19 protein-coding genes are annotated in these 17896 nt (G+C 71.3%); 11 read left to right on the top strand and 8 right to left on the bottom strand.

All coding sequences use genetic code 11. The annotated features are described in order from the left end of the window. The first annotated feature begins 60 nt into the window (after window positions 1-60). Window positions 61-501 carry a cobalamin biosynthesis protein gene (locus ACFYV1_RS11435; RefSeq protein ID WP_389395199.1) on the top strand — a complete coding sequence of 147 codons (441 nt, stop codon included), beginning with the start codon at window positions 61-63 and terminating at the stop codon, window positions 499-501. Window positions 502-704: 203 nt separating this feature from the next. Further along, window positions 705-1805 carry an Rv2231c family pyridoxal phosphate-dependent protein CobC gene (cobC, locus tag ACFYV1_RS11430; RefSeq protein ID WP_389395198.1) on the top strand — a complete coding sequence of 367 codons (1101 nt, stop codon included), beginning with the start codon at window positions 705-707 and terminating at the stop codon, window positions 1803-1805. 116 nt (window positions 1806-1921) lie between these two features. Here cobC and ACFYV1_RS11425 read toward each other — a convergent pair whose 3' ends face one another. After that, entirely contained in the window at window positions 1922-2902 is a 981-nt protein-coding gene (locus ACFYV1_RS11425; protein ID WP_389395197.1) for an SCO1860 family LAETG-anchored protein, read from the bottom strand. Between the two features lie 350 nt (window positions 2903-3252). Then, window positions 3253-4338, bottom strand: a complete 1086-nt coding sequence (locus ACFYV1_RS11420; protein ID WP_389395196.1) for an amidohydrolase family protein — start codon at window positions 4336-4338, stop codon at window positions 3253-3255. Between the two features lie 142 nt (window positions 4339-4480). On the opposite strand from ACFYV1_RS11420, the gene ACFYV1_RS11415 reads away from it, so the two are divergent. From ACFYV1_RS11415 to thpD, 5 genes are all read left to right on the top strand, one after another. Further along, on the top strand, window positions 4481-5581 hold the full coding sequence (locus ACFYV1_RS11415; protein WP_389395195.1) for a pyridoxal-phosphate-dependent aminotransferase family protein: 1101 nt from the start codon (window positions 4481-4483) through the stop codon (window positions 5579-5581). A 352-nt stretch (window positions 5582-5933) separates the two neighbouring features. After that, window positions 5934-6464, top strand: a complete 531-nt coding sequence (gene ectA / locus ACFYV1_RS11410) for a diaminobutyrate acetyltransferase (protein WP_389395194.1) — start codon at window positions 5934-5936, stop codon at window positions 6462-6464. A gap of 93 nt (window positions 6465-6557) precedes the next feature. Further along, on the top strand, window positions 6558-7826 hold the full coding sequence (gene ectB, locus ACFYV1_RS11405; RefSeq protein ID WP_389395193.1) for a diaminobutyrate--2-oxoglutarate transaminase: 1269 nt from the start codon (window positions 6558-6560) through the stop codon (window positions 7824-7826). Window positions 7827-7858: 32 nt separating this feature from the next. After that, complete coding sequence (locus tag ACFYV1_RS11400; protein WP_389395192.1) at window positions 7859-8257, top strand: ectoine synthase; 399 nt, start codon at window positions 7859-7861, stop codon at window positions 8255-8257. A gap of 3 nt (window positions 8258-8260) precedes the next feature. Beyond that, window positions 8261-9157 carry an ectoine hydroxylase gene (gene thpD / locus ACFYV1_RS11395; protein WP_389395191.1) on the top strand — a complete coding sequence of 299 codons (897 nt, stop codon included), beginning with the start codon at window positions 8261-8263 and terminating at the stop codon, window positions 9155-9157. A gap of 81 nt (window positions 9158-9238) precedes the next feature. Here the strand turns inward: thpD and ACFYV1_RS11390 are convergent, their stop codons facing one another. Next, window positions 9239-10312, bottom strand: a complete 1074-nt coding sequence (locus ACFYV1_RS11390; RefSeq protein WP_389395190.1) for an alkene reductase — start codon at window positions 10310-10312, stop codon at window positions 9239-9241. A 120-nt stretch (window positions 10313-10432) separates the two neighbouring features. Between ACFYV1_RS11390 and ACFYV1_RS11385 the strand changes: the two genes are divergently transcribed. Further along, window positions 10433-10975 (top strand): MarR family winged helix-turn-helix transcriptional regulator, encoded by a 543-nt coding sequence (locus ACFYV1_RS11385; protein WP_389395189.1) that lies wholly within the window; start codon window positions 10433-10435, stop codon window positions 10973-10975. Between the two features lie 98 nt (window positions 10976-11073). Here ACFYV1_RS11385 and ACFYV1_RS11380 read toward each other — a convergent pair whose 3' ends face one another. The 3 genes from ACFYV1_RS11380 to ACFYV1_RS11370 all read right to left on the bottom strand — a co-directional run bounded on the left by ACFYV1_RS11380 (window position 11074) and on the right by ACFYV1_RS11370 (window position 13643). Next, window positions 11074-12135 carry an aminotransferase class V-fold PLP-dependent enzyme gene (locus ACFYV1_RS11380; RefSeq protein WP_389395188.1) on the bottom strand — a complete coding sequence of 354 codons (1062 nt, stop codon included), beginning with the start codon at window positions 12133-12135 and terminating at the stop codon, window positions 11074-11076. A gap of 72 nt (window positions 12136-12207) precedes the next feature. Then, on the bottom strand, window positions 12208-12936 hold the full coding sequence (locus ACFYV1_RS11375; RefSeq protein WP_389395187.1) for a DsbA family oxidoreductase: 729 nt from the start codon (window positions 12934-12936) through the stop codon (window positions 12208-12210). Between the two features lie 134 nt (window positions 12937-13070). Further along, window positions 13071-13643: a GNAT family N-acetyltransferase gene (locus ACFYV1_RS11370; RefSeq protein WP_389395186.1), complete on the bottom strand. Its 573-nt coding sequence runs from the start codon at window positions 13641-13643 to the stop codon at window positions 13071-13073. Window positions 13644-13671: 28 nt separating this feature from the next. Here ACFYV1_RS11370 and ACFYV1_RS11365 point away from each other — a divergent pair, with 28 nt between their 5' ends. Further along, entirely contained in the window at window positions 13672-14169 is a 498-nt protein-coding gene (locus tag ACFYV1_RS11365) for a nuclear transport factor 2 family protein (RefSeq protein ID WP_389395185.1), read from the top strand. Window positions 14170-14237: 68 nt separating this feature from the next. On the opposite strand, the gene ACFYV1_RS11360 is transcribed toward ACFYV1_RS11365, so the two are convergent. Both ACFYV1_RS11360 and ACFYV1_RS11355 read right to left on the bottom strand, forming a co-directional pair. Beyond that, a complete protein-coding gene (locus ACFYV1_RS11360) occupies window positions 14238-14846 on the bottom strand; it encodes a DUF1349 domain-containing protein (protein ID WP_389395184.1) in 609 nt (202 codons plus the stop codon). A 5-nt stretch (window positions 14847-14851) separates the two neighbouring features. Further along, window positions 14852-16381 carry an aldehyde dehydrogenase (NADP(+)) gene (locus tag ACFYV1_RS11355; RefSeq protein ID WP_389395183.1) on the bottom strand — a complete coding sequence of 510 codons (1530 nt, stop codon included), beginning with the start codon at window positions 16379-16381 and terminating at the stop codon, window positions 14852-14854. Between the two features lie 127 nt (window positions 16382-16508). Between ACFYV1_RS11355 and ACFYV1_RS11350 the strand changes: the two genes are divergently transcribed. Continuing rightward, entirely contained in the window at window positions 16509-17279 is a 771-nt protein-coding gene (locus tag ACFYV1_RS11350; RefSeq protein WP_389395182.1) for an IclR family transcriptional regulator, read from the top strand. Window positions 17280-17281: 2 nt separating this feature from the next. Continuing rightward, window positions 17282-17752: a GNAT family N-acetyltransferase gene (locus ACFYV1_RS11345; protein ID WP_389395181.1), complete on the top strand. Its 471-nt coding sequence runs from the start codon at window positions 17282-17284 to the stop codon at window positions 17750-17752. The last annotated feature ends 144 nt before the right edge of the window (window positions 17753-17896 follow it).

The following is a 17896-nucleotide window of genomic DNA, read 5'->3' as shown; positions in this document are numbered from 1 at the left end:
CGGTACCGCACGATTCGCCCGATTGACCAGCCGCCGACCACCGCCCCGAGGAGCCGCCCCGTGAACGACACCGTGAACCTGGTCGTGGGTGTGGGAGCGTCACGGGGCGTGCCGGTCGACGAGGTGTACACGCTGGTCGTCACGGCACTGCGCGAGGCGGGTCTGTCCCGGGCCGACGTGATGGCGCTGGCGACCGTCGACGCGAAGGCCGGGGAGCCCGGAGTCGTCGGCGCCGCCGATCGGTTGGGCGTCCCCCTGCTGACGTACGGCGCGGGGCGTCTTGCGCGGGTGCCGGTGGAGAACCGGTCCCCGGCGTCACTGCGCGCGGTGGGTACGCCGTCGGTGGCGGAGGCCGCGGCGCTGGCGGAGGGCGGCCAACTGCTCGTGCCCAAACGGCGGTCGTCCCCGACGGGCCGGGCTCCGGGTGTGACGTGCGCGATCGCCCGCAGGCCGTCGCGCACTTCACAGACCTCTGCCGGGATCGGGCCGCAGGGGACATGATGGCGGTCGTGCGTATGTTCCCCGACGCTCACCACTGTTCGATCCCGCATTGTCCGACCCCGCATCACCCGATCCCGCATTGTCCGACCCCGCATCACCCGATCCCGCATTGTCCGACACTGCACCGTTCGACCCGCACCGCTCACCCCCCACACCCGAGGAGACTTCCGTGACCAGCTCACCCCCACCACGGCACGGCAGCCATGTACGCGCACGCTGAGCACCCCGAGCATCCCGAGGAGCCGCAGCAGCGCTCCACCGGGCACGACCTGCGTCACCACGGCGACGCGGAGGTACGGGACGGGGCGGCGGATCTGATCGATCTCGCCGTCAACGTCCGCACCGGTACCCCGCCGAGCTGGCTGCGCGAGCGCATCACCGACTCGCTCGGCTCGCTGGCGGCGTACCCCGACGGCCGGGCGGCCCGTGCCGCGGTCGCCCGCCGGCACGGGTTGCCGGAGCAGCGGGTGCTGCTGACGGCGGGAGCGGCGGAGGCGTTCGTACTGCTGGCGCGCGCCCTTCCGGTACGGCGGCCGCTGGTCGTGCACCCGCAGTTCACCGAACCCGAGGCCGCGCTTCGGGACGCCGGGCACACCGTGGATCGGCTGCTGCTGCGCGAGGAGGACGGCTTCCGCCTCGACCCGAAGGCCGTACCGGACGAAGCGGACATGGTCGTGATCGGCAACCCGACCAATCCGACGTCGGTGCTGCACCCGGCGCAGGACATCGCCCGGCTGGCCCGGCCCGGTCGTCTGCTGGTCGTGGACGAGGCCTTCATGGACGCGGTGCCCGGCGAACGCGAGGCGCTGGCAGGACGCACGGATGTGCCCGGCCTGGTGGTGCTGCGCAGTCTCACCAAGACCTGGGGACTCGCCGGCCTGCGGATCGGCTACGTACTCGCGGAGCGGCAGACGATCGCGGCCCTGGAGCGGGCTCAGCCGCTGTGGCCGGTGTCCACACCCGCGCTGGTCGCGGCAGAGGCGTGCATGGGCCCTGCCGCCCTTGCCGAGGCGGAGGCCGCCGCACGGCGGACAGCCGCGGACCGTGCCCATCTGCTGGCGGGACTGGCGGAGTTCGAGGAGGTGCGGGCCGTGGAGTCGGCGGAAGGGCCGTTCGTCCTCGTGCGGGTGCGGCGTGCCGCGCAGGTGCGTGACCGGCTGCGGCTGCTCGGCTTCGCCGCCCGCCGCGGCGACACGTTCCCCGGACTCGACGAGGAATGGCTGCGGCTGGCGGTCCGGGACCGGATGACGACGAATCGATTCCTCCAGGCGCTCGACCAGGCACTGGCGATGGTCGGCCACTGAGGGCCCGATCGCCGAAGCGACCGGCCCCTCCTTCCGCAAGAGGGTGCCGGTCGCTGTGACGGGTCGTCAGGCCGTGAAGGACGCCGGGTCGGTCACGGCTGCCGACCGTGGTGGTGTCAGGCCCTGGAGCGGCGGCGGGCGAGGATCGTCGCCGCGACACCGGCCGCGAGCAGCACGCCGGCGCCGCCCGCGAGGTACGGCGTCGCGGAGCTGCCGCCGGTCTCCGCGAGGTTCTCCGTCGGGGACTCCTCGCCGGTCTGGGGAACGACGCCTTCGCCGGTGTCGCCACCGGCAGGCGTGTCCTCCGCCGGGGCGTCGTCGCCCGGCAGGTCGTCACCGGGGGCACCCGGCTCCGACGGCTGTGCGGGCGAGTTCGCCGCGGCGGGCGACTCGCAGGTCGCCTCCACGAGCGTGACGTCGCCCTCGACCTCGGCGACGTTCAGGTCCAGCGGGTTGACGGAGACCTTGAGCTGCAGCGCTGTGGCCGCGGCCGTACGGGACGTGGTCTGTGTCTTCGACAGTTCGAGGCTCACCTCGCCCACGCCCGCCACCTGGACACGCGTCGGGCCGCTCGCGCTGAGCGTGGCCTTCTTGCCCAGGACGGTCACCCGGCCCAGGACGTTCGATTCGGCGACGGGCTCTCGGCCCGCCTCGCAGACGGCCTTGGAGGTGGCCTGCTCGACCTCGATCAGGGACAGCACGGGGAGACCGGGCACGTGCACCTTGGCACGGACGAGGTTGCTGTAACCCTCGGCCCTGGCGCCCTCGACCGTGGCCTTGGACGTGGCCACGTCGGCACGCAGCAGCTGCACCGGCCTGCCGCCTTCGACGTCTTCCAGCTTCACGCTCAGCGCCGTCTTCTCGGCGCTTTCGGGAGCCTGGACCTCGTTGAGCGTGGTCTTGAGCGGCACCTGCACGGTCTTGTCGAGCAGCGAGACGTCCAGACCGGCGCGGAGCACGACCGCGGTGGCACGCCCCTCGGAACCGCCGGTGGCGTGCGCGGGAACGGCGAGCGCGACGGGTCCGGCGACCAGCGCGGCGGCGACCGTCACGGCGGCGGCCCGGCGTACGGGCATGCGGAAGGTATTGCTGTTCAAAGCGGTGGAACCCCCACAGAGACTTGACGTCGCCGACTCGTCCCACAGGGACATGTGGGAGGCGGCGACTGAGACACCGGGATTCTTGCGCACGCAGAGTGAACTAACGAACACCTGAAGCGAATTCACTCCAAAGGGTGGCTTCAGAATTGGCTTCCGAGTTGGCTTTCGATTCTCCGGGCACGGGCGTTCCACCACGGCCCGCGCGTCACCCTCCCGGGGCGGCGCGTCGGCGCGGGGGCGAAAGCACGCGAAAGGTGCTTCAACGACAGCCGGAGCCGCCGGGACACGGCCGGTCGACCGACCCGGCGGCCGTCTGTGGCCGAAAGCCCTCCGTCACCCGACGACCGTCAGCCGACGACCCGCCCCTCGAGCACGATCCGGCGCGGCGCGGCCAGCACCCGTACGTCGGCCCGCGGGTCCTCGTCGTACAGCACCAGGTCCGCCGGAGCGCCCTCCTCGAGCGACGGGCGTCCCAGCCAGCTCCTGGCCCCCCATGCCGTGGCCGACAGCGCCTCGATCGGCGGGATGCCGGCCTTCACCAGTTCCGCGACCTCCGCGGCCACCAGCCCGTGTGCGAGGGAACCGCCCGCGTCCGTGCCGACGAAGACCGGGACGCCCGCGTCGTACGCCGCGCGCACGGTGTCGTAGCGACGCTCGTACAGCCGCCGCATATGGGCCGACCACCGGGGGAACTTGGACTCGCCGCCCGCCGCGAGAGCGGGGAAGGTGGCGATGTTGACGAGCGTCGGGACGATGGCGACACCGCGCTCCGCGAACAGCGGGATCGTGTCCTCGGTGAGCCCGGTCGCGTGCTCGATGCAGTCGATGCCCGCCTCGACGAGATCGCGCAGCGAGTCCTCCGCGAAGCAGTGCGCCGTCACCCGGGCGCCCAGGCGGTGCGCCTCCGCGATGGCCGCCTCCACCGCCCCCCGCGGCCAGCACGCGGTCAGGTCCCCGGCCTCCCGCTCGATCCAGTCACCGACGAGTTTGACCCAGCCGTCGCCGCGCCGGGCCTCCTGCGCCACGTACGCCACCAGATCCTCCGGCTCGATCTCGTGCGCGTAGTTGCGGATGTACCGGCGGGTGCGGGCGATGTGCCGGCCCGCCCGGATGATCTTCGGCAGATCCTCGCGGTCGTCGATCCAGCGGGTGTCGGAGGGAGATCCGGCGTCACGGATCAGCAGCGTCCCCGCCTCCCGGTCGGTCAGGGCCTGCTTCTCGCTGGTCGCCGCGTCGACCGGGCCGTGGTGGTCGAGGCCGACATGGCAGTGGGCGTCGACCAGTCCGGGCAGCGCCCAGCCGTGCACGGTGACCGCCTCGGCGCGGGGTCGCTCGAAGGTGATCCGGCCGTCCACCGCCCACACTTCGTCCCGCACCTCCTCCGGCCCGACGAGCACCCGCCCCTTCACATGCAGCACCGTGTGATCACTCATGTCAGGAACTGTACGAGGGGCTCGGTACCCTCGAGCGAGAGCCCGAACACTGTCCGAACAGCGTCCTGGTCGCGGCCGCCGTCCCGGCCGCCGCCGCCGTCCCGGCCGCCGTCCGGACAACCGAGAGAAACAGAGCGCCGCCGTGACACACCCGCTGCTGGACCTGGCCCCGCTGACCGCCGCGCACTTCGCGTCCATCGAGCGCAGGGTCGCGGCCCTGCTCGGCACCGATCAGGACGTGGTCGTCATGCAGGGCGAGGCGCTGCTTCCCCTGGAGGGCTGCATCCGCGGCGGCGCGCGCCCCGGTTCCACGGCGCTGAACGTGGTCACAGGTCCCTACGGGCAGACCTTCGGCAACTGGCTGCGCGACTGCGGTGCGCACGTCGTGGACCTCGAGGTGCCCTTCCACACGGCGGTGAGCGCCGACCAGGTGGCGCAGGCGCTGGCCGACCGTCCCGAGATCGACTTCGTCTCGCTGGTGCACGCGGAGGCGGCGACGGGCAACACGAACCCCGTCGCCGAGATCGGCGAGGTGGTCCGGGCGCACGGGGCGCTGTTCATGCTTGACGCGGTCGCCTCCGTCGCCGCGGAGCCGCTGCTCCCGGACGCCTGGGGTGTGGACCTGTGCGTGATCGGCGCCCAGAAGGCGATGGGCGGCCCGGCCGGCGTCTCCGCCGTGTCCGTGAGCGATCGGGCGTGGGAGCGCATCGCGGCGAACCCGGCCGCGCCGCGCAGCTCGTACCTGTCGCTGCTCGACTGGAAGCAGCGGTGGATCGACGGTGGCCGCAAGGCGCTGCTCCACGCGCCCGCCCAGCTGGAGATGCTGGCGCTCGAGGCCTGCCTGGAGCGGATCGAGTCGGAGGGCCTGGACGCGGTGACGACCCGGCACGCCTGCGCCGCGGCGGCGACGCGGGCGGGCGCGGTCGCGCTCGGCGGCGGCCTCACCCCGTACGTCCACGAGGCGCGTGACGCGGCTCCGGTGGCCACGACGCTGCGCGCTCCCGAGGGGGTGGACGCCCGCGACCTGGTGGCGAAGGCGCTCGCCGCCGACCCGTCGCTGCCGTTGATCGCGGGTGGCGGTGCGCTGGCGACGGAGATGGTCCGGGTCAACCACTACGGCCCCGACGCCACCCGCGGCGTGGTGCAGTCCTCGCTCGCGGCACTGGGCGGCGCACTGGCCGAGCACGGCAGGCCGGTGGACCTCGAGGCCGCGCGCCGGGCCGCCGGGGAGAACTGGAAGTAGCCGGACCGACCGGATTTCCGTAAACATATTTTCAGGGCGGGCGACAGCGTAAAAGAAAATGCGGGGAGCAAATGAAGTAAACAGCTCCCCGCATTCTGCTGCCCCCGATCTCCACGGCTAAACGTAGAGATTCATATCGGTTCGGGAGCCGATTCAATCACATGTCAACTGGGTTACCGACATGTGACCGACCACACATCGAGGTCGGTATCCGAGGATTTTTCCGGGCAAAGCCGCCTGTTCACCGGGTGATCGGCGATCGGCTCGCGCACGCGTGATAACACAAGGGCTCTCACCACCCAACCCCTCCGACCGATGCATTCTTTGAATTTGCTCGGTAAATTGAATCGACATGACCGCCGCACAAGAAGACCTTGTACGAGCCCGAGACGAATTCCTGGAGATCGACACCCCGCGAGTGGAGGACGGAGCCGCGATCTGGCGCATAGCCCGCGACTCCGAGGTCCTGGACCTCAACTCCTCGTACAGCTACCTGCTGTGGTGTCGCGACTTCGCAGCCACCTCCGTCGTGGCTCGCGACCATGACGGAGCACCCGTCGCCTTCGTCACCGGATACGTACGCCCCGACCGCCCGGAGGCGCTCGTCGTCTGGCAGGTGGCCGTCGACCGTGCACACCGGGGCCGGGGGCTGGCCGGCGTCCTGCTGGACGCGCTGACCTCCAAGGTCGCCGGCGGACACGGAGTTCGCGAGATCGAGACGACCATCACCCCGGACAACACCGCCTCCGACGCCCTGTTCACCTCCTACGCCAAGCGCCAGGGAGCATCCCTCAGCCGCGAAGTCCTCTTCGACGGCGAGCTGTTCCCCGAGGGAACCCACCAGCCGGAAGTGCTGTACCGCATCGGCCCCGTCGCTGCCTGACACACGCCGCGCGGCCACGCGCCGGCACGGCACGTGACCGCCGACGTGTCATCCCAGACCTCTCGCGCCCGACCCCACCCCCTGGAGTTCGCTGTGACCATCACCCCGCCCGCCCTGAGCGTCTTCGAGACCCTCGAGTCCGAGGTGCGCAGCTACTGCCGCGGCTGGCCCGCCGTGTTCGACCGCGCGCAGGGCAGCTACCTCCACGACGAGGACGGCCACACCTACCTCGACTTCTTCGCCGGCGCCGGATCGCTCAACTACGGGCACAACAACCCGGTGCTGAAACGCGCGCTGATCGACTACATCGAGCGCGACGGCATCACCCACGGCCTGGACATGGCCACCACCGCCAAGCGCGCGTTCCTGGAGTCGTTCCAGAACGTGATCCTGCGGCCGCGTGACCTGCCGTACAAGGTCATGTTCCCCGGCCCGACGGGCACCAACGCCGTCGAGGCCGCACTCAAGCTCGCCCGCAAGGTGAAGGGCCGCGAGTCGGTCGTCTCGTTCACCAACGCCTTCCACGGCATGTCGCTCGGCTCGCTCGCCGTCACCGGCAACGCCTTCAAGCGGGCCGGCGCCGGGATCCCGCTGGTGCACGGCACGCCGATGCCGTTCGACAACTACTTCGACGGCCAGGTCGAGGACTTCCTCTGGTTCGAGCGGCTGCTCGACGACCAGGGCTCCGGCCTCAACAAGCCGGCCGCCGTGATCGTCGAGACGGTCCAGGGCGAGGGCGGCATCAACGTGGCCCGCGCCGAATGGCTGCGCGCGCTGCAGGACCTGTGCCACCGCCAGGACATGCTGCTGATCGTCGACGACATCCAGATGGGCTGCGGCCGCACCGGCGGCTTCTTCTCCTTCGAGGAGGCCGGCATCGTCCCGGACATCGTCACCGTCTCGAAGTCCATCAGCGGTTACGGACTGCCGCTCGCGCTCACCCTGTTCAAGCCCGAGCTGGACATCTGGGAGCCGGGCGAGCACAACGGCACGTTCCGGGGCAACAACCCGGCGTTCGTGACCGCCGCCGCGGCGCTCAACACCTACTGGGCCGACGGTCAGATGGAGAAGCAGACCCTCGCCCGCGGCGAGCAGGTCGAGCGTGCGCTGCTCGGACTCGTCGACGAGATGGGCGGCGAGGGCGTCAGCTTCCGCGGCCGCGGCCTGGTCTGGGGCATGGAGTTCGAGGACAAGCCGCGCGCGTCCGCCGTCTGCGCCCGCGCCTTCGAGCTCGGACTGCTGCTGGAGACCTCGGGACCGGAGAGCGAGGTCGTGAAGCTGCTGCCGCCGCTGACCATCTCCGCCGACGAACTGGACGAGGGCCTGCGCATCCTGGCTCGCTCCGTCCGAGAGACCGCCTGACCACCCCTACGACCGAGAGGTACAGAAGCACCGTGATCGTCCGATCGTTCAAGGACATCGAGAACACCGAGCGCCATGTGAAGTCCGCTTCCGGCACCTGGGAGAGCAAGCGCATCGTGCTCGCCAAGGAGAAGGTCGGCTTCTCGCTCCACGAGACCGTGCTGTACGCGGGTACAGAGACGTCGATGTGGTACGCGAACCACATCGAGGCCGTGCTCTGCGTCGAGGGCGAGGCCGAGCTGACCAACGACGAGACGGGCGAGACCCACTGGATCGAGCCCGGCACGATGTACCTGCTGGACGGGAACGAGAAGCACACGATGCGTCCCAAGACGGATTTCCGCTGCGTCTGCGTCTTCAATCCCCCCGTCACCGGACGGGAGGACCATGACGAGAACGGCGTGTACCCGCTGCTGACAGAGGAGGGCTGAACCATGACCACCGCACCCGCACGCACCGACCTCTACCCGACCCGTGGCGTCGGCGAGGTACTCACTCCCCGCAAGGACCCGGTCGTCTGGTCGGCACCGGGCGCCCCGGGGCCGATCGCCACCACCGACCTCATGGGCTTCGAGCGGGACGGCTTCCTCACCGTCGACCAGTTGATCGGCGAGGACGAGGTCACCCTGTACCGCTCCGAGCTGGAGCGGCTGATCAGCGACCCGGCGGTGCGCGCCGACGAGCGCTCGATCATCGAGCCCAAGTCGCAGGACGTGCGGTCGGTCTTCGAGGTCCACAAGATCAGTGAGCTCTTCGCCTCTCTGGTCCGCGACGAGCGGGTGGTGGGCAGAGCCCGGCAGATCCTCGGTTCCGACGTGTACGTCCACCAGTCCCGTATCAACGTGAAGCCGGGCTTCGGCGCCTCGGGCTTCTACTGGCACTCGGACTTCGAGACGTGGCACGCCGAGGACGGTCTGCCGAACATGCGCACCGTCTCCGTCTCGATCGCGCTGACCGAGAACTTCGACACCAACGGCGGTCTGATGATCATGCCGGGGTCGCACCGGACGTTCCTGGGCTGCTCGGGCGAGACGCCGAAGGACAACTACAAGAAGTCGCTGCAGATGCAGGACGCCGGCACGCCGTCCGACGAGGCGCTCACCCGCTTCGCCGACGAGCACGGCATCCGCCTGTTCACCGGCAAGGCCGGGTCGGCGACCTGGTTCGACTGCAACTGCATGCACGGCTCGGGCGACAACATCACCCCGTACCCGCGCAGCAACGTCTTCATCGTGTTCAACAGCGTGGAGAACACGGCGGTGGAGCCGTTCGCCGCGCCGGTGCCGCGTCCCGACTTCATCGGTGCACGGGACTTCACGCCGGTGCGGTAGCAGCCTCGTCGCTCACGGGCGGGCCGGCCCCTCCAGGGGCCGGCCCGCCCTTGTGCTGTGTGCCGTGTAAGTCGCCGGCCGTCAGCTGTCGAGCGCCGGGTAGTCGACGAAGCCCTTGTCGTCGCCGCCGAAGAACGAGGCCGGGTCCGGGGTGTTGAACGGTCCGCCCGCCCGGAGGCGGGCCGGCAGGTCCGGGTTGGCGAGGAACAGGGCGCCGTACGCGATCACATCGGCGACGCCGTCCTCGATCAGGGTGAGCGCCTCGGGACCGGTCGGTCCGTCGGTCGCCGGGTTGAGGACAAGCGTCCCGGAGAACTGCTTGCGCAGCGTCTGGGTGATCTCCCGCAGCTCGGGAGCGGCCTCGAGGACGTGCAGATAGGCCAGGCCCAGCGGCTCGAGCCGCTGGACGAGAGCGGAGTAGACGACCTCCGGCTCGGTTTCCCGCATGTCGTTGTACGGGTTGGACGGCGAGATCCGCAGGGCGGTGCGCTCGGCGCCGATCGCGGCGGCGACCGCCTCGGTCACCTCGACCGCGAAGCGGATGCGGTTCTCCACGGATCCACCCCACTCGTCGGTGCGCCTGTTGCTCCCGGGCGCGAGGAACTGGTGGATGAGGTAACCGTTGGCGCCGTGCAGTTCCACGCCGTCGAAGCCCGCCTCGATCGCGTTGCGCGCGGCGGACGCGAAGTCCTCGACGGTCGCGCGGATCTCGTCCGCGGTCAGTTCGCGGGGTGTGACGAAGTCCTTCGGGCCCTCGTGCGTGTAGACCTGCCCCTGCGCCGCCACGGCGGACGCGCCGACGGGGATCAGGCCGTCCGGCAGCAGCACGGGGTGGCCGATCCGTCCGGCGTGCATGAGCTGGGCGAAGATCGTGCCGCCTTCGGCGTGCACGGCGTCGGTGACCTCGCGCCAGGCGGCGACCTGCTCCTCGCTGTGCAGTCCCGGAGTGTCGGGATAGCCCTGGCCGACCACGGAGGGCTGGGTGCCCTCGGTGATGATCAGCCCTGCCGAGGCGCGCTGGCGGTAGTACTCCAGCACGGACGGTGTGGGCGCAAGGCCGGGACCGTAGGCGCGGCTGCGGGTCATCGGCGCCATGGCGATGCGGTTGGCGAGGTGCCTGCCGGCGAGCTGGACGGGGTCGAACGCTGTGGTCATGAGAGCCCCCAGGGCAAGGTTACATGGTCGGCCAAGTAATCGGCCTTCGCCACTGTAGCGCATTGATTGGCCGACCAAGGTAATATTCTGGAAGCAGTCGAAACGGTCGAGGAGAACGCGATGTCCGCACAGGACGCACCGGACGTACAGGGCGCACCGGACGCGCAGGACGTACAGGGCGCCCCGGCGTGCTCCGGACTGCTGCCGCACGCCGCGAGCAGTGGCCCGGTGAGTCATGCCGTGTCGCGGGTCGCGCGGCTCCACCGCATCGCCGCGGGCAAGCTGCTCAAGGGGCTCGGCCTGTACCCCGGCCAGGAGTTCGTGATGATGCGGCTGTGGGACGCGGGCCCGGTGCGCCAGTCGGAGCTCATCAAGGCCGTCGACCTCGACCCGTCGACCGTGACCAAGATGCTCCAGCGCCTCGAGCAGTCCGGCCACGTCCGCCGCTGCCCCGACCCGGCCGACCGCAGGGCCGTCCTGGTCGAGGCCACGGAGCGCAGCTGTGCGCTGCTCTCGGAGGTGTCGGCGGCCTGGGCCGAACTCGAGGCGCAGACGCTCGAGGGGCTGGACGGCGACGAGCGGCGCGAACTCGCCCGGCTGCTGGCCAGGGTCGAGGCGAACCTGTGCACGGAGACGTCGGACTGCCCGGAGCGGCGCTCCTGACGCATCGGGGCTTTCGCTCGCAGCGGTGCGCCGGCGGCCGCCCGGTCACCGGTACGCCGACGCTCCCGGTGACGGGCCCGCCGGGATTCCGGAGCGGGTCAGCCGGCGAGGCGGTCCAGCACCCGTTCGACATCCGCGGGCGAGTTGTAGAGGTGGAAGGCGACACGCAGATTGCCGGCCCGCCCCGATACGACGATCCCGGCCCGGCCCAGCTCGGGCGCCCGGTCCCCGAGACCGGGGACGGCCACCGTGGCCGAGTCGCCGGGCACCGGCTCGTGACCCAGCTCCCTGAGCGCGGTTCTGAACCGCCCGGCCAGCTCGGTGTCGTGGGCGTGCACGGCCTTGACGCCGATCTCCTCCAGCAGCGCCAGCGACTGTTCGGCCCCGTGGTAGGCGAGGTAGGCCGGCGTCTCGTCGTACCGGCGGGCGCTGTGGGCGAGTTCGGCGATCGGGCCGTACATGGTGTCGTTCTGCCACAGCCGTTCGGCGGCAATCGTTCCCGCGTGGAGGGCGAGCAGCGACTCCTGCGCCTCCTCGGTCACGGTCAGGAACGAGACGCCGCGGGGGCAGAGCAGGAACTTGTAGCCGGCCGTGACCGTGTAGTCCCAGTCCCCGGCGTCCATCGGCAGCCAGCCCGCCGACTGGCTGGCGTCGAGAAGGGTACGGGCGCCGTGGGCCCCGGCGGCCGCCCGCACCGCCGCCATGTCGGCGACCCTGCCGTCCGCGGACTGCACGGCGGAGAAGGCGACGAGCGACGTGCCCGGCCGTACCGCGTCCGCCAGCTCGTCCAACGGGACACAGCGCAGCCTCAGGTCGCCACGGGCCGCGAACGGTGTGACGAGGGAGGTGAACTCCCCCTGGGGCGAGAGCACTTCCGCGCCGGGCGGTAGCGAGGCCGCGATCAGCCCCACATGCACGGAGACCGAGCCGCCGACCGCGACCCGGCCCTCGTCCACCCCCACCAGCCGGGCGAACGACTGCCGGGCGGCGGTCACCGCGGAGTAGTCCCCGGCGCCGCCGGCCCTGCCCTCGCCGAGTTCCTCCGCGAGAGCGGTCACGGCACGCACCGATCGGCGTGGCAGCAGCCCGCCCACCGCGGTGTTCAGATAGGTGGCGCGAGGCGTGAACTCCGTGCCGATCAGTGTCCTCGAGATCTCCATGGGACAACCCTGCGGTGCCGGTTGCGCGAGGTCAATCACGCCCTGCCGGCCGGCGGCACCGCCGGGCCGCGCTCAGGAATCCGTCCCCGGACCGGCAGCCGCCGGGACCTCGCAGGCGCCGTCGGCGTCGCAGGCGGCCGCGTCGCCGTCGGCCGGTGTGATCACACGGCCCTGCCACGCCTGCTCCAGCGCCTGTGTGAACAGCTCGGCAGGCTGCCCGCCGGACACCCCGTACCGCCGGTCGAACACGAAGAACGGCACACCACTCGCGCCCAGCTCCGCGGCCTCCCGCTCGTCGGCCCGCACGTCGTCGGCGTAGGCCCTCTCGTCGGCGAGGGTCGCGCGGACCTCCGTCTCGTCGAGCCCGGCCTCCACGGCCAGTGCCACCAGCACCTCCGGGTCGAAGACGGACCGCTCCTCCGCGAAGTTGGCACGGTAGGCGAGCGTGAGCAGTTCGTCCTGGCGGCCGCGGGTCCTGGCCAGGTGCAGCAGCCGGTGGATGTCGAAGGTGTTGCCGTGGTCGCGGCCCTCGGTGCGGTACTCCAGGCCCTCCGAGCGTGCGTTGGAGGCGACATGCTCCTCCATGGCCCGCGCCTCCTCGAGGGTGCGGCCGTACTTCTTCGCGAGCATGTCGACGACCGGAGCGGTGTCCCGCTTGGCACGGTCCGGGTCGAGCTCGAAGGAGCGGTGCACGACCTCGACCTCGTCGCGGTGCGCGAAGGCCGCCAGCCCCTTCTCGAAGCGGGCCTTGCCGATGTAGCACCAGGGACAGGCGATGTCGGACCAGATCTCGACGCGCATGCTTCTTCATCACTCCAGGTCGTACGGGTGCGGGCTGGGCGGTGCGGAGGCCGCCTCCGCCGGGAGGGGAACGCGCTGGACCGGCCGGTCATTCCCCCGGAGGCCGCGCTCGTCGGAGACCGGGACGTGCTCCGTCAGAGCCCCGGACGCACCCCGTCGGACGCCGGGACCGTGAAGCGGAGGATCAGGTGGTTGCCGACCAGGGGCTCCTCGGGATCCGGACACCAGCCGAGGTGCTCGTAGAAGGCCCGGGCCCGCTTGTTCTCCTCGAAGACCTCGAGGCGGGCGGCGGTCACACCCGCCTTCCGCCAGCCCTCGACGACGGCGGCGTGCAGTTCCGTACCCACACCGCAACGCCAGCGCCCCGGGTCGACATGGAACTGCGAAAGGGTCATGACACCCTCCCGCTCGCCGGACGCGGCCACACCGGCGACCACCCCGTCGCGTATCGCGCACAGCACCACGCCGCGGCCGATCGCGCTCTCCCAGCCCGCCCGGCAGCGGGCGTGCTCGGCCGGGCTGTCGAAGGCTTCGTCGGGGATGTGGCCCCGGTAGTACGTGGCACGGGCCTGCGTGTGGAGGGCTGCGACGGCATCGAGGTCTGTGGCGGTGGCGGTCCTGATCATGTGGGAGGAGACGTACCGCGCCCGGCGGTGGTTGCGGCCGGCGGCACTTCGGCGGGTGGCGGCAACCGCGCTTGACCTCAAGCGCGGTTGAGGGTGAACGCTCACGGTCATGACCACACAGACGGATCATTTCGAGATCGCCACGCTCGTCAGCAGGTTCTTCCACGCTCTCGACGAGCGCGGGTTCGCGGACGGCTGGGCCGACGGCTTCTTCACGGACGACGTGCACATGGACGCGCCGGTCGGCGTGTTCGAGGGCCCGGCGGCGGTGCGGGGCACCGAGGAGGCGATCAGGCGGTTCGCCCGTACGCAGCACATGGCCTCGGACGTGCTTGCCGACGTCGACCCCGGGTCGGATACCGGCCTGGTGTCGTGGAACGCGCTGATGGTGCACGTCCACCACGAGGGACCCGACCCGCTGTTCACCGTCGGCGGGCGCTACGAAGCCGACGTGCGGCGCACGGACGACGGCTGGCGGATCAGCCGTGTGTCGCTCGATGTCATCTGGACGACGGGACGACCGCCGGTGCTGCCGCCGTCGGCACGGAGGGCGGCCGGCGGCACGCCGAACACCTCGTCGGCCGGGGACCGTGCGACGGCTCGCTGAGCCCGGTGACCGCCGGGACGTTCGCCGGCCACCGGGGGCGCTCGGTGGAGGGCCGGCCGGCGGTACGGTCAGGAGCCGTCCCGCAGCCCTTCCGGCCAGCCGGCGCGGTACTCGATCCGGTCGAAGGAGACCACGCACCCCTCCCCCACCGGGGACTGGGCCATGAAGCCGACGAGAGCCGCACCGGCGCGGTCCTCGTCGCCGAGCGTGAAGATGCGCACGAAGGTCCAGTGCTCACCGTCCGTGGACGCGTGGAAGGCGAACGCCTTGCCCGTACGGCTGACGCGCAGCCAGACGCTGTCGCCGTCCACGACGAAGGAGTTGGCGTCGTCGGAGTGGCCACGGGTGACGACCGTGCACACCGTCGGCTTGTCCGGGGAGAGTTCGAGGCACAGCTTCGCCCACTCCTGCTCGGTGACGTGCAGGTAGAGCACGCCCGCGTCGAAGGCGGCGGCGAAGCCGGCCTTGACGCGGGCGATCAGCTGGAAGTCGCCTTCCGGCGCGCCGAGCAGTCGGGGCGCGTCGGAGGCCGGTTCCAGGGCGTGGCCCGTCGGCGGGACGAAACGGTCCTGGCGGGGGCCGGCCCAGGCGGTGAGCACACCGTCCTCGTAGGACCAGTCGGCCTCGGGACCGTATGCCCGCAGGGGGAAGGGGAGATCGGGCAGCTTCAGTTCCATGCCGGTCAGTGTTGCAGTTGGCCGTTGAGGAGCCGTGGAAGTGCGTGCGGGTTGTCGTCGCGGAGCTCCGGTGGGAGCAGTGGTGGGGGTGTGTTCTGGTAGGTGACGGGGCGGAGCCAGCGTTCGATGGCGGTGGTGCCGACGGAGGTGGAGGTGGAGGTGGTGGCGGGGTAGGGGCCGCCGTGGTGCTGGGCGGGGGCGACGGCGACGCCGGTGGGCCAGGCGTTGACCAGGATGCGGCCGGCGAGGGGGGTGAGGCGGGCGAGGAGGTCGCTGCCGTGGCCGTTGCCCTGGGTTTCTTCGGTGGAGAGGTGGACGGTGGCGGTGAGGTTGCCGGGCAGGCGGTCCAGTACGGTGCCCGCTTCCTCCGTGGTGGTGTAGCGGGCGACGACGGTGACGGGGCCGAAGCATTCCTCGACGAGGAGGTCGTGGGGGCCTTCGTGGGTGAGGCGGGCGGCGGCCACGGTGAGGAAACCGGGGGTGACGGTGTGGGCGGAGCCGGCGCCGGGGGCGACCGGGGCGTCGACATCGTCCAGTGCGGCGCGTTCGGCGACACCGGCGACGAAGTTGTCCCGCATCCTCTGGTCGAGCAGCACACCGTCCCCGGTGCCGCCGACCGCCTCGGCCAGGGCCTTCACCAGCCGGTCGCCCGCGTCGCCCGCCGGGGTGAGGACCAGGCCCGGCTTCACACAGAACTGCCCCGTGCCCAGCGTCATCGACGCGGCCAGGCCGGCCCCGATCTCCTCGGCGCGCTCGGCGGCGGCCGCCTCGGTGACCACCACCGGGTTGAGCGAGCCGAGCTCGCCGTGGAAGGGGATCGGCACCGGACGGGCGGCCGCGGCGTCGAACAGGGCCCGCCCGCCACGGACCGAGCCGGTGAACCCGGCCGCCGCGACCAGCGGATGACGCACCAGCTCCACCCCCGCCCCGAAACCGTGCACCAGACCGATCACCGACGCGTCGATCCCGTGCTCGGCGGCCGCCCGCCGCAGCACCGCCGCGACCAGCTCCGACGTCGCCGGGTGATCCGGATGCGCCTTGACCACCACCGGACAACCCGCCGCCAGCGCACTGGCCGTGTCCCCGCCCGGCACCGAGAACGCGAACGGGAAGTTCGACGCCGCGTACACGGCCACCACGCCCAACGGCACCTTGTAGCGGCGCAGATCCGGCACCGGCGGAGTCGCGTCCCCATCCGGATGATCAATGATCACCCCCAGGAACGCACCCTCCTCCACCACGTCCGCGAACGCCCGCAACTGATAACACGTACGCGCCAGCTCACCCGACAACCGCACCGGCCCCAACGCCGTCTCCGCGTCCGCCACCTGGACGAGCCCGTCCCGAGCCCCTTCCAGCAACCGCGCGGCAGTACGCAGAAAGCCGGCACGCACGGTCCGGTCGGCCAGTGCGGCACGGGCGCCGTCGGCGGCCCGTACCGCCGCGTCCACGTCCTCCGCTGTGGACTCCACCGCAACCTGTTCGCGCTGCTTCCCGGTTCGGGGGTCGACACTCCAGACTGGTGCTGCTGCCACTGCGGCTTCCTTCCGGTCTCTGCCACCCACCGAGTTTGTTCGGTATTCTGAACAGCGTTCCTGGTGGTGAATATGCTGGGGACTCTATTTCCGGGCGTTCCGCGCGGTCAAGAAGGGGCGTAGAGCAATGTCAGTTGCCGATTCCGGCGGAGCACAGGTCAAGTCCGCCGTGCGGACGGTCGAGTTGCTCGAGTATTTCGCCGGGCAGCCCGGCATGCACTCGCTCGCCGCGGTCCAGGAAGCCGTCGGTTACCCGAAGTCCAGCCTGTACATGCTGCTGCGCACCCTCGTCGAACTCGGCTGGGTGGAGACGGACGCCACGGGGACGCGGTACGGAATCGGGGTGCGCGCGCTGCTGGTCGGTACGTCGTACATCGACGGCGACGAGGTCGTGGCCGCCGCCAGGCCCACGCTCGACCGGCTCTCCGACGACACCACGGAGACCATCCACCTCGCGCGGCTCGACGGCACGAACGTCGTGTATCTGGCGACCAGGCAGTCCCAGCACTATCTGCGGCCGTTCACCCGTGTCGGGCGGCGGCTGCCCGCGCACTCCACATCGCTCGGCAAGGCGCTGCTCGCCACGTACAGCGACGAGCAGGTGCGCAAGATGCTGCCGGAGACGCTCGCGCCGCTGACCGAGCACACCATCACCGACCGCGAGCGGCTCATCGAGGAACTGCACGTCGTCCGCGAGCAGGGCTATGCCGTGGACCGCGAGGAGAACACCCTCGGGCTGCGCTGTTTCGGCATCGCCATCCCGTACCGCACTCCGGCGCGGGACGCGATCAGCTGCTCGGTGCCGGTGGCCCGGCTCACGCCGGCCCACGAACAGATGATCAAGGACGCGCTGTTCGACGCGCGTGACCGCCTCACCCTCGCGACCCGGAGGCTCTGACCGTGGACGTCGTGCTGCGCGAGGTCCAGGACAGCGACCTGCCCGTCATCTTCCGGCACATGAGCGATCCCGAGTCCAACCGGATGGCCGCCTTCACCAGCAAGGACCCCACGGACCGGGCCGCGTTCGACGCCCACTGGGCGCGGATCCGCGCGTCCGACGCGGTGATACGGACGGTGGTCGCGGACCGGGTGGTGGTGGGCCACGCCGCCGTGTACGGGCCGCCGCAGGAGCGGGAGGTCACGTACTTCATCGACCGCGCGCACTGGGGGCGCGGCATCGCCACGCTGGCCTTGCGCGCGCTGCTGGACATCGTGCCGACACGTCCGCTGCACGCACGGGCGGCGGCGGACAACGCGGGGTCGATCAGGGTGCTGGAGAAGTGCGGGTTCATGGTCACGGGAAGGGACCGGGGGTTCGCGAACGCGCGCGGGGAGGACACGGACGAGGCGGTGCTGGTACTGAGGTCGTGACGTCGGGCGGCCCCGGGCCGGTGCTTGACGTCGGGCGGCCCCGGGCCGGTGCTTGACGTCGGGCGGCCCCGGCCTGGGGCCCACGCCGGACCGGGACGTCGGGACCTGGCGCCGCGACGCGGGTCCGGGCCCCCGGGGCGGGCG

It is taken from the genome of Streptomyces sp. NPDC003023 (assembly GCF_042888225.1).
GTDB lineage: Bacteria > Actinomycetota > Actinomycetes > Streptomycetales > Streptomycetaceae > Streptomyces.
Note: the sequence above shows the minus strand (reverse complement) of the source record. Positions and strands in the feature narration are given on the sequence as shown.

Bases quoted from the DNA above. Each gene is read 5' to 3' on its own strand.
- ACFYV1_RS11350 (WP_389395182.1), top strand. From the start codon at position 16,509: ATGTCAGTTGCCGATTCCGGCGGAGCACAGGTCAAGTCCGCCGTGCGG.
- ACFYV1_RS11420 (WP_389395196.1), bottom strand. From the start codon at position 4,338: ATGAGTGATCACACGGTGCTGCATGTGAAGGGGCGGGTGCTCGTCGGG.
- ACFYV1_RS11365 (WP_389395185.1), top strand. From the start codon at position 13,672: ATGACCACACAGACGGATCATTTCGAGATCGCCACGCTCGTCAGCAGG.
- cobC (WP_389395198.1), top strand. From the start codon at position 705: ATGTACGCGCACGCTGAGCACCCCGAGCATCCCGAGGAGCCGCAGCAG.
- ACFYV1_RS11375 (WP_389395187.1), bottom strand. From the start codon at position 12,936: ATGCGCGTCGAGATCTGGTCCGACATCGCCTGTCCCTGGTGCTACATC.
- ACFYV1_RS11380 (WP_389395188.1), bottom strand. From the start codon at position 12,135: ATGGAGATCTCGAGGACACTGATCGGCACGGAGTTCACGCCTCGCGCC.
- thpD (WP_389395191.1), top strand. From the start codon at position 8,261: ATGACCACCGCACCCGCACGCACCGACCTCTACCCGACCCGTGGCGTC.
- ACFYV1_RS11360 (WP_389395184.1), bottom strand. From the start codon at position 14,846: ATGGAACTGAAGCTGCCCGATCTCCCCTTCCCCCTGCGGGCATACGGT.
- ACFYV1_RS11390 (WP_389395190.1), bottom strand. From the start codon at position 10,312: ATGACCACAGCGTTCGACCCCGTCCAGCTCGCCGGCAGGCACCTCGCC.
- ACFYV1_RS11385 (WP_389395189.1), top strand. From the start codon at position 10,433: ATGTCCGCACAGGACGCACCGGACGTACAGGGCGCACCGGACGCGCAG.
- ectA (WP_389395194.1), top strand. From the start codon at position 5,934: ATGACCGCCGCACAAGAAGACCTTGTACGAGCCCGAGACGAATTCCTG.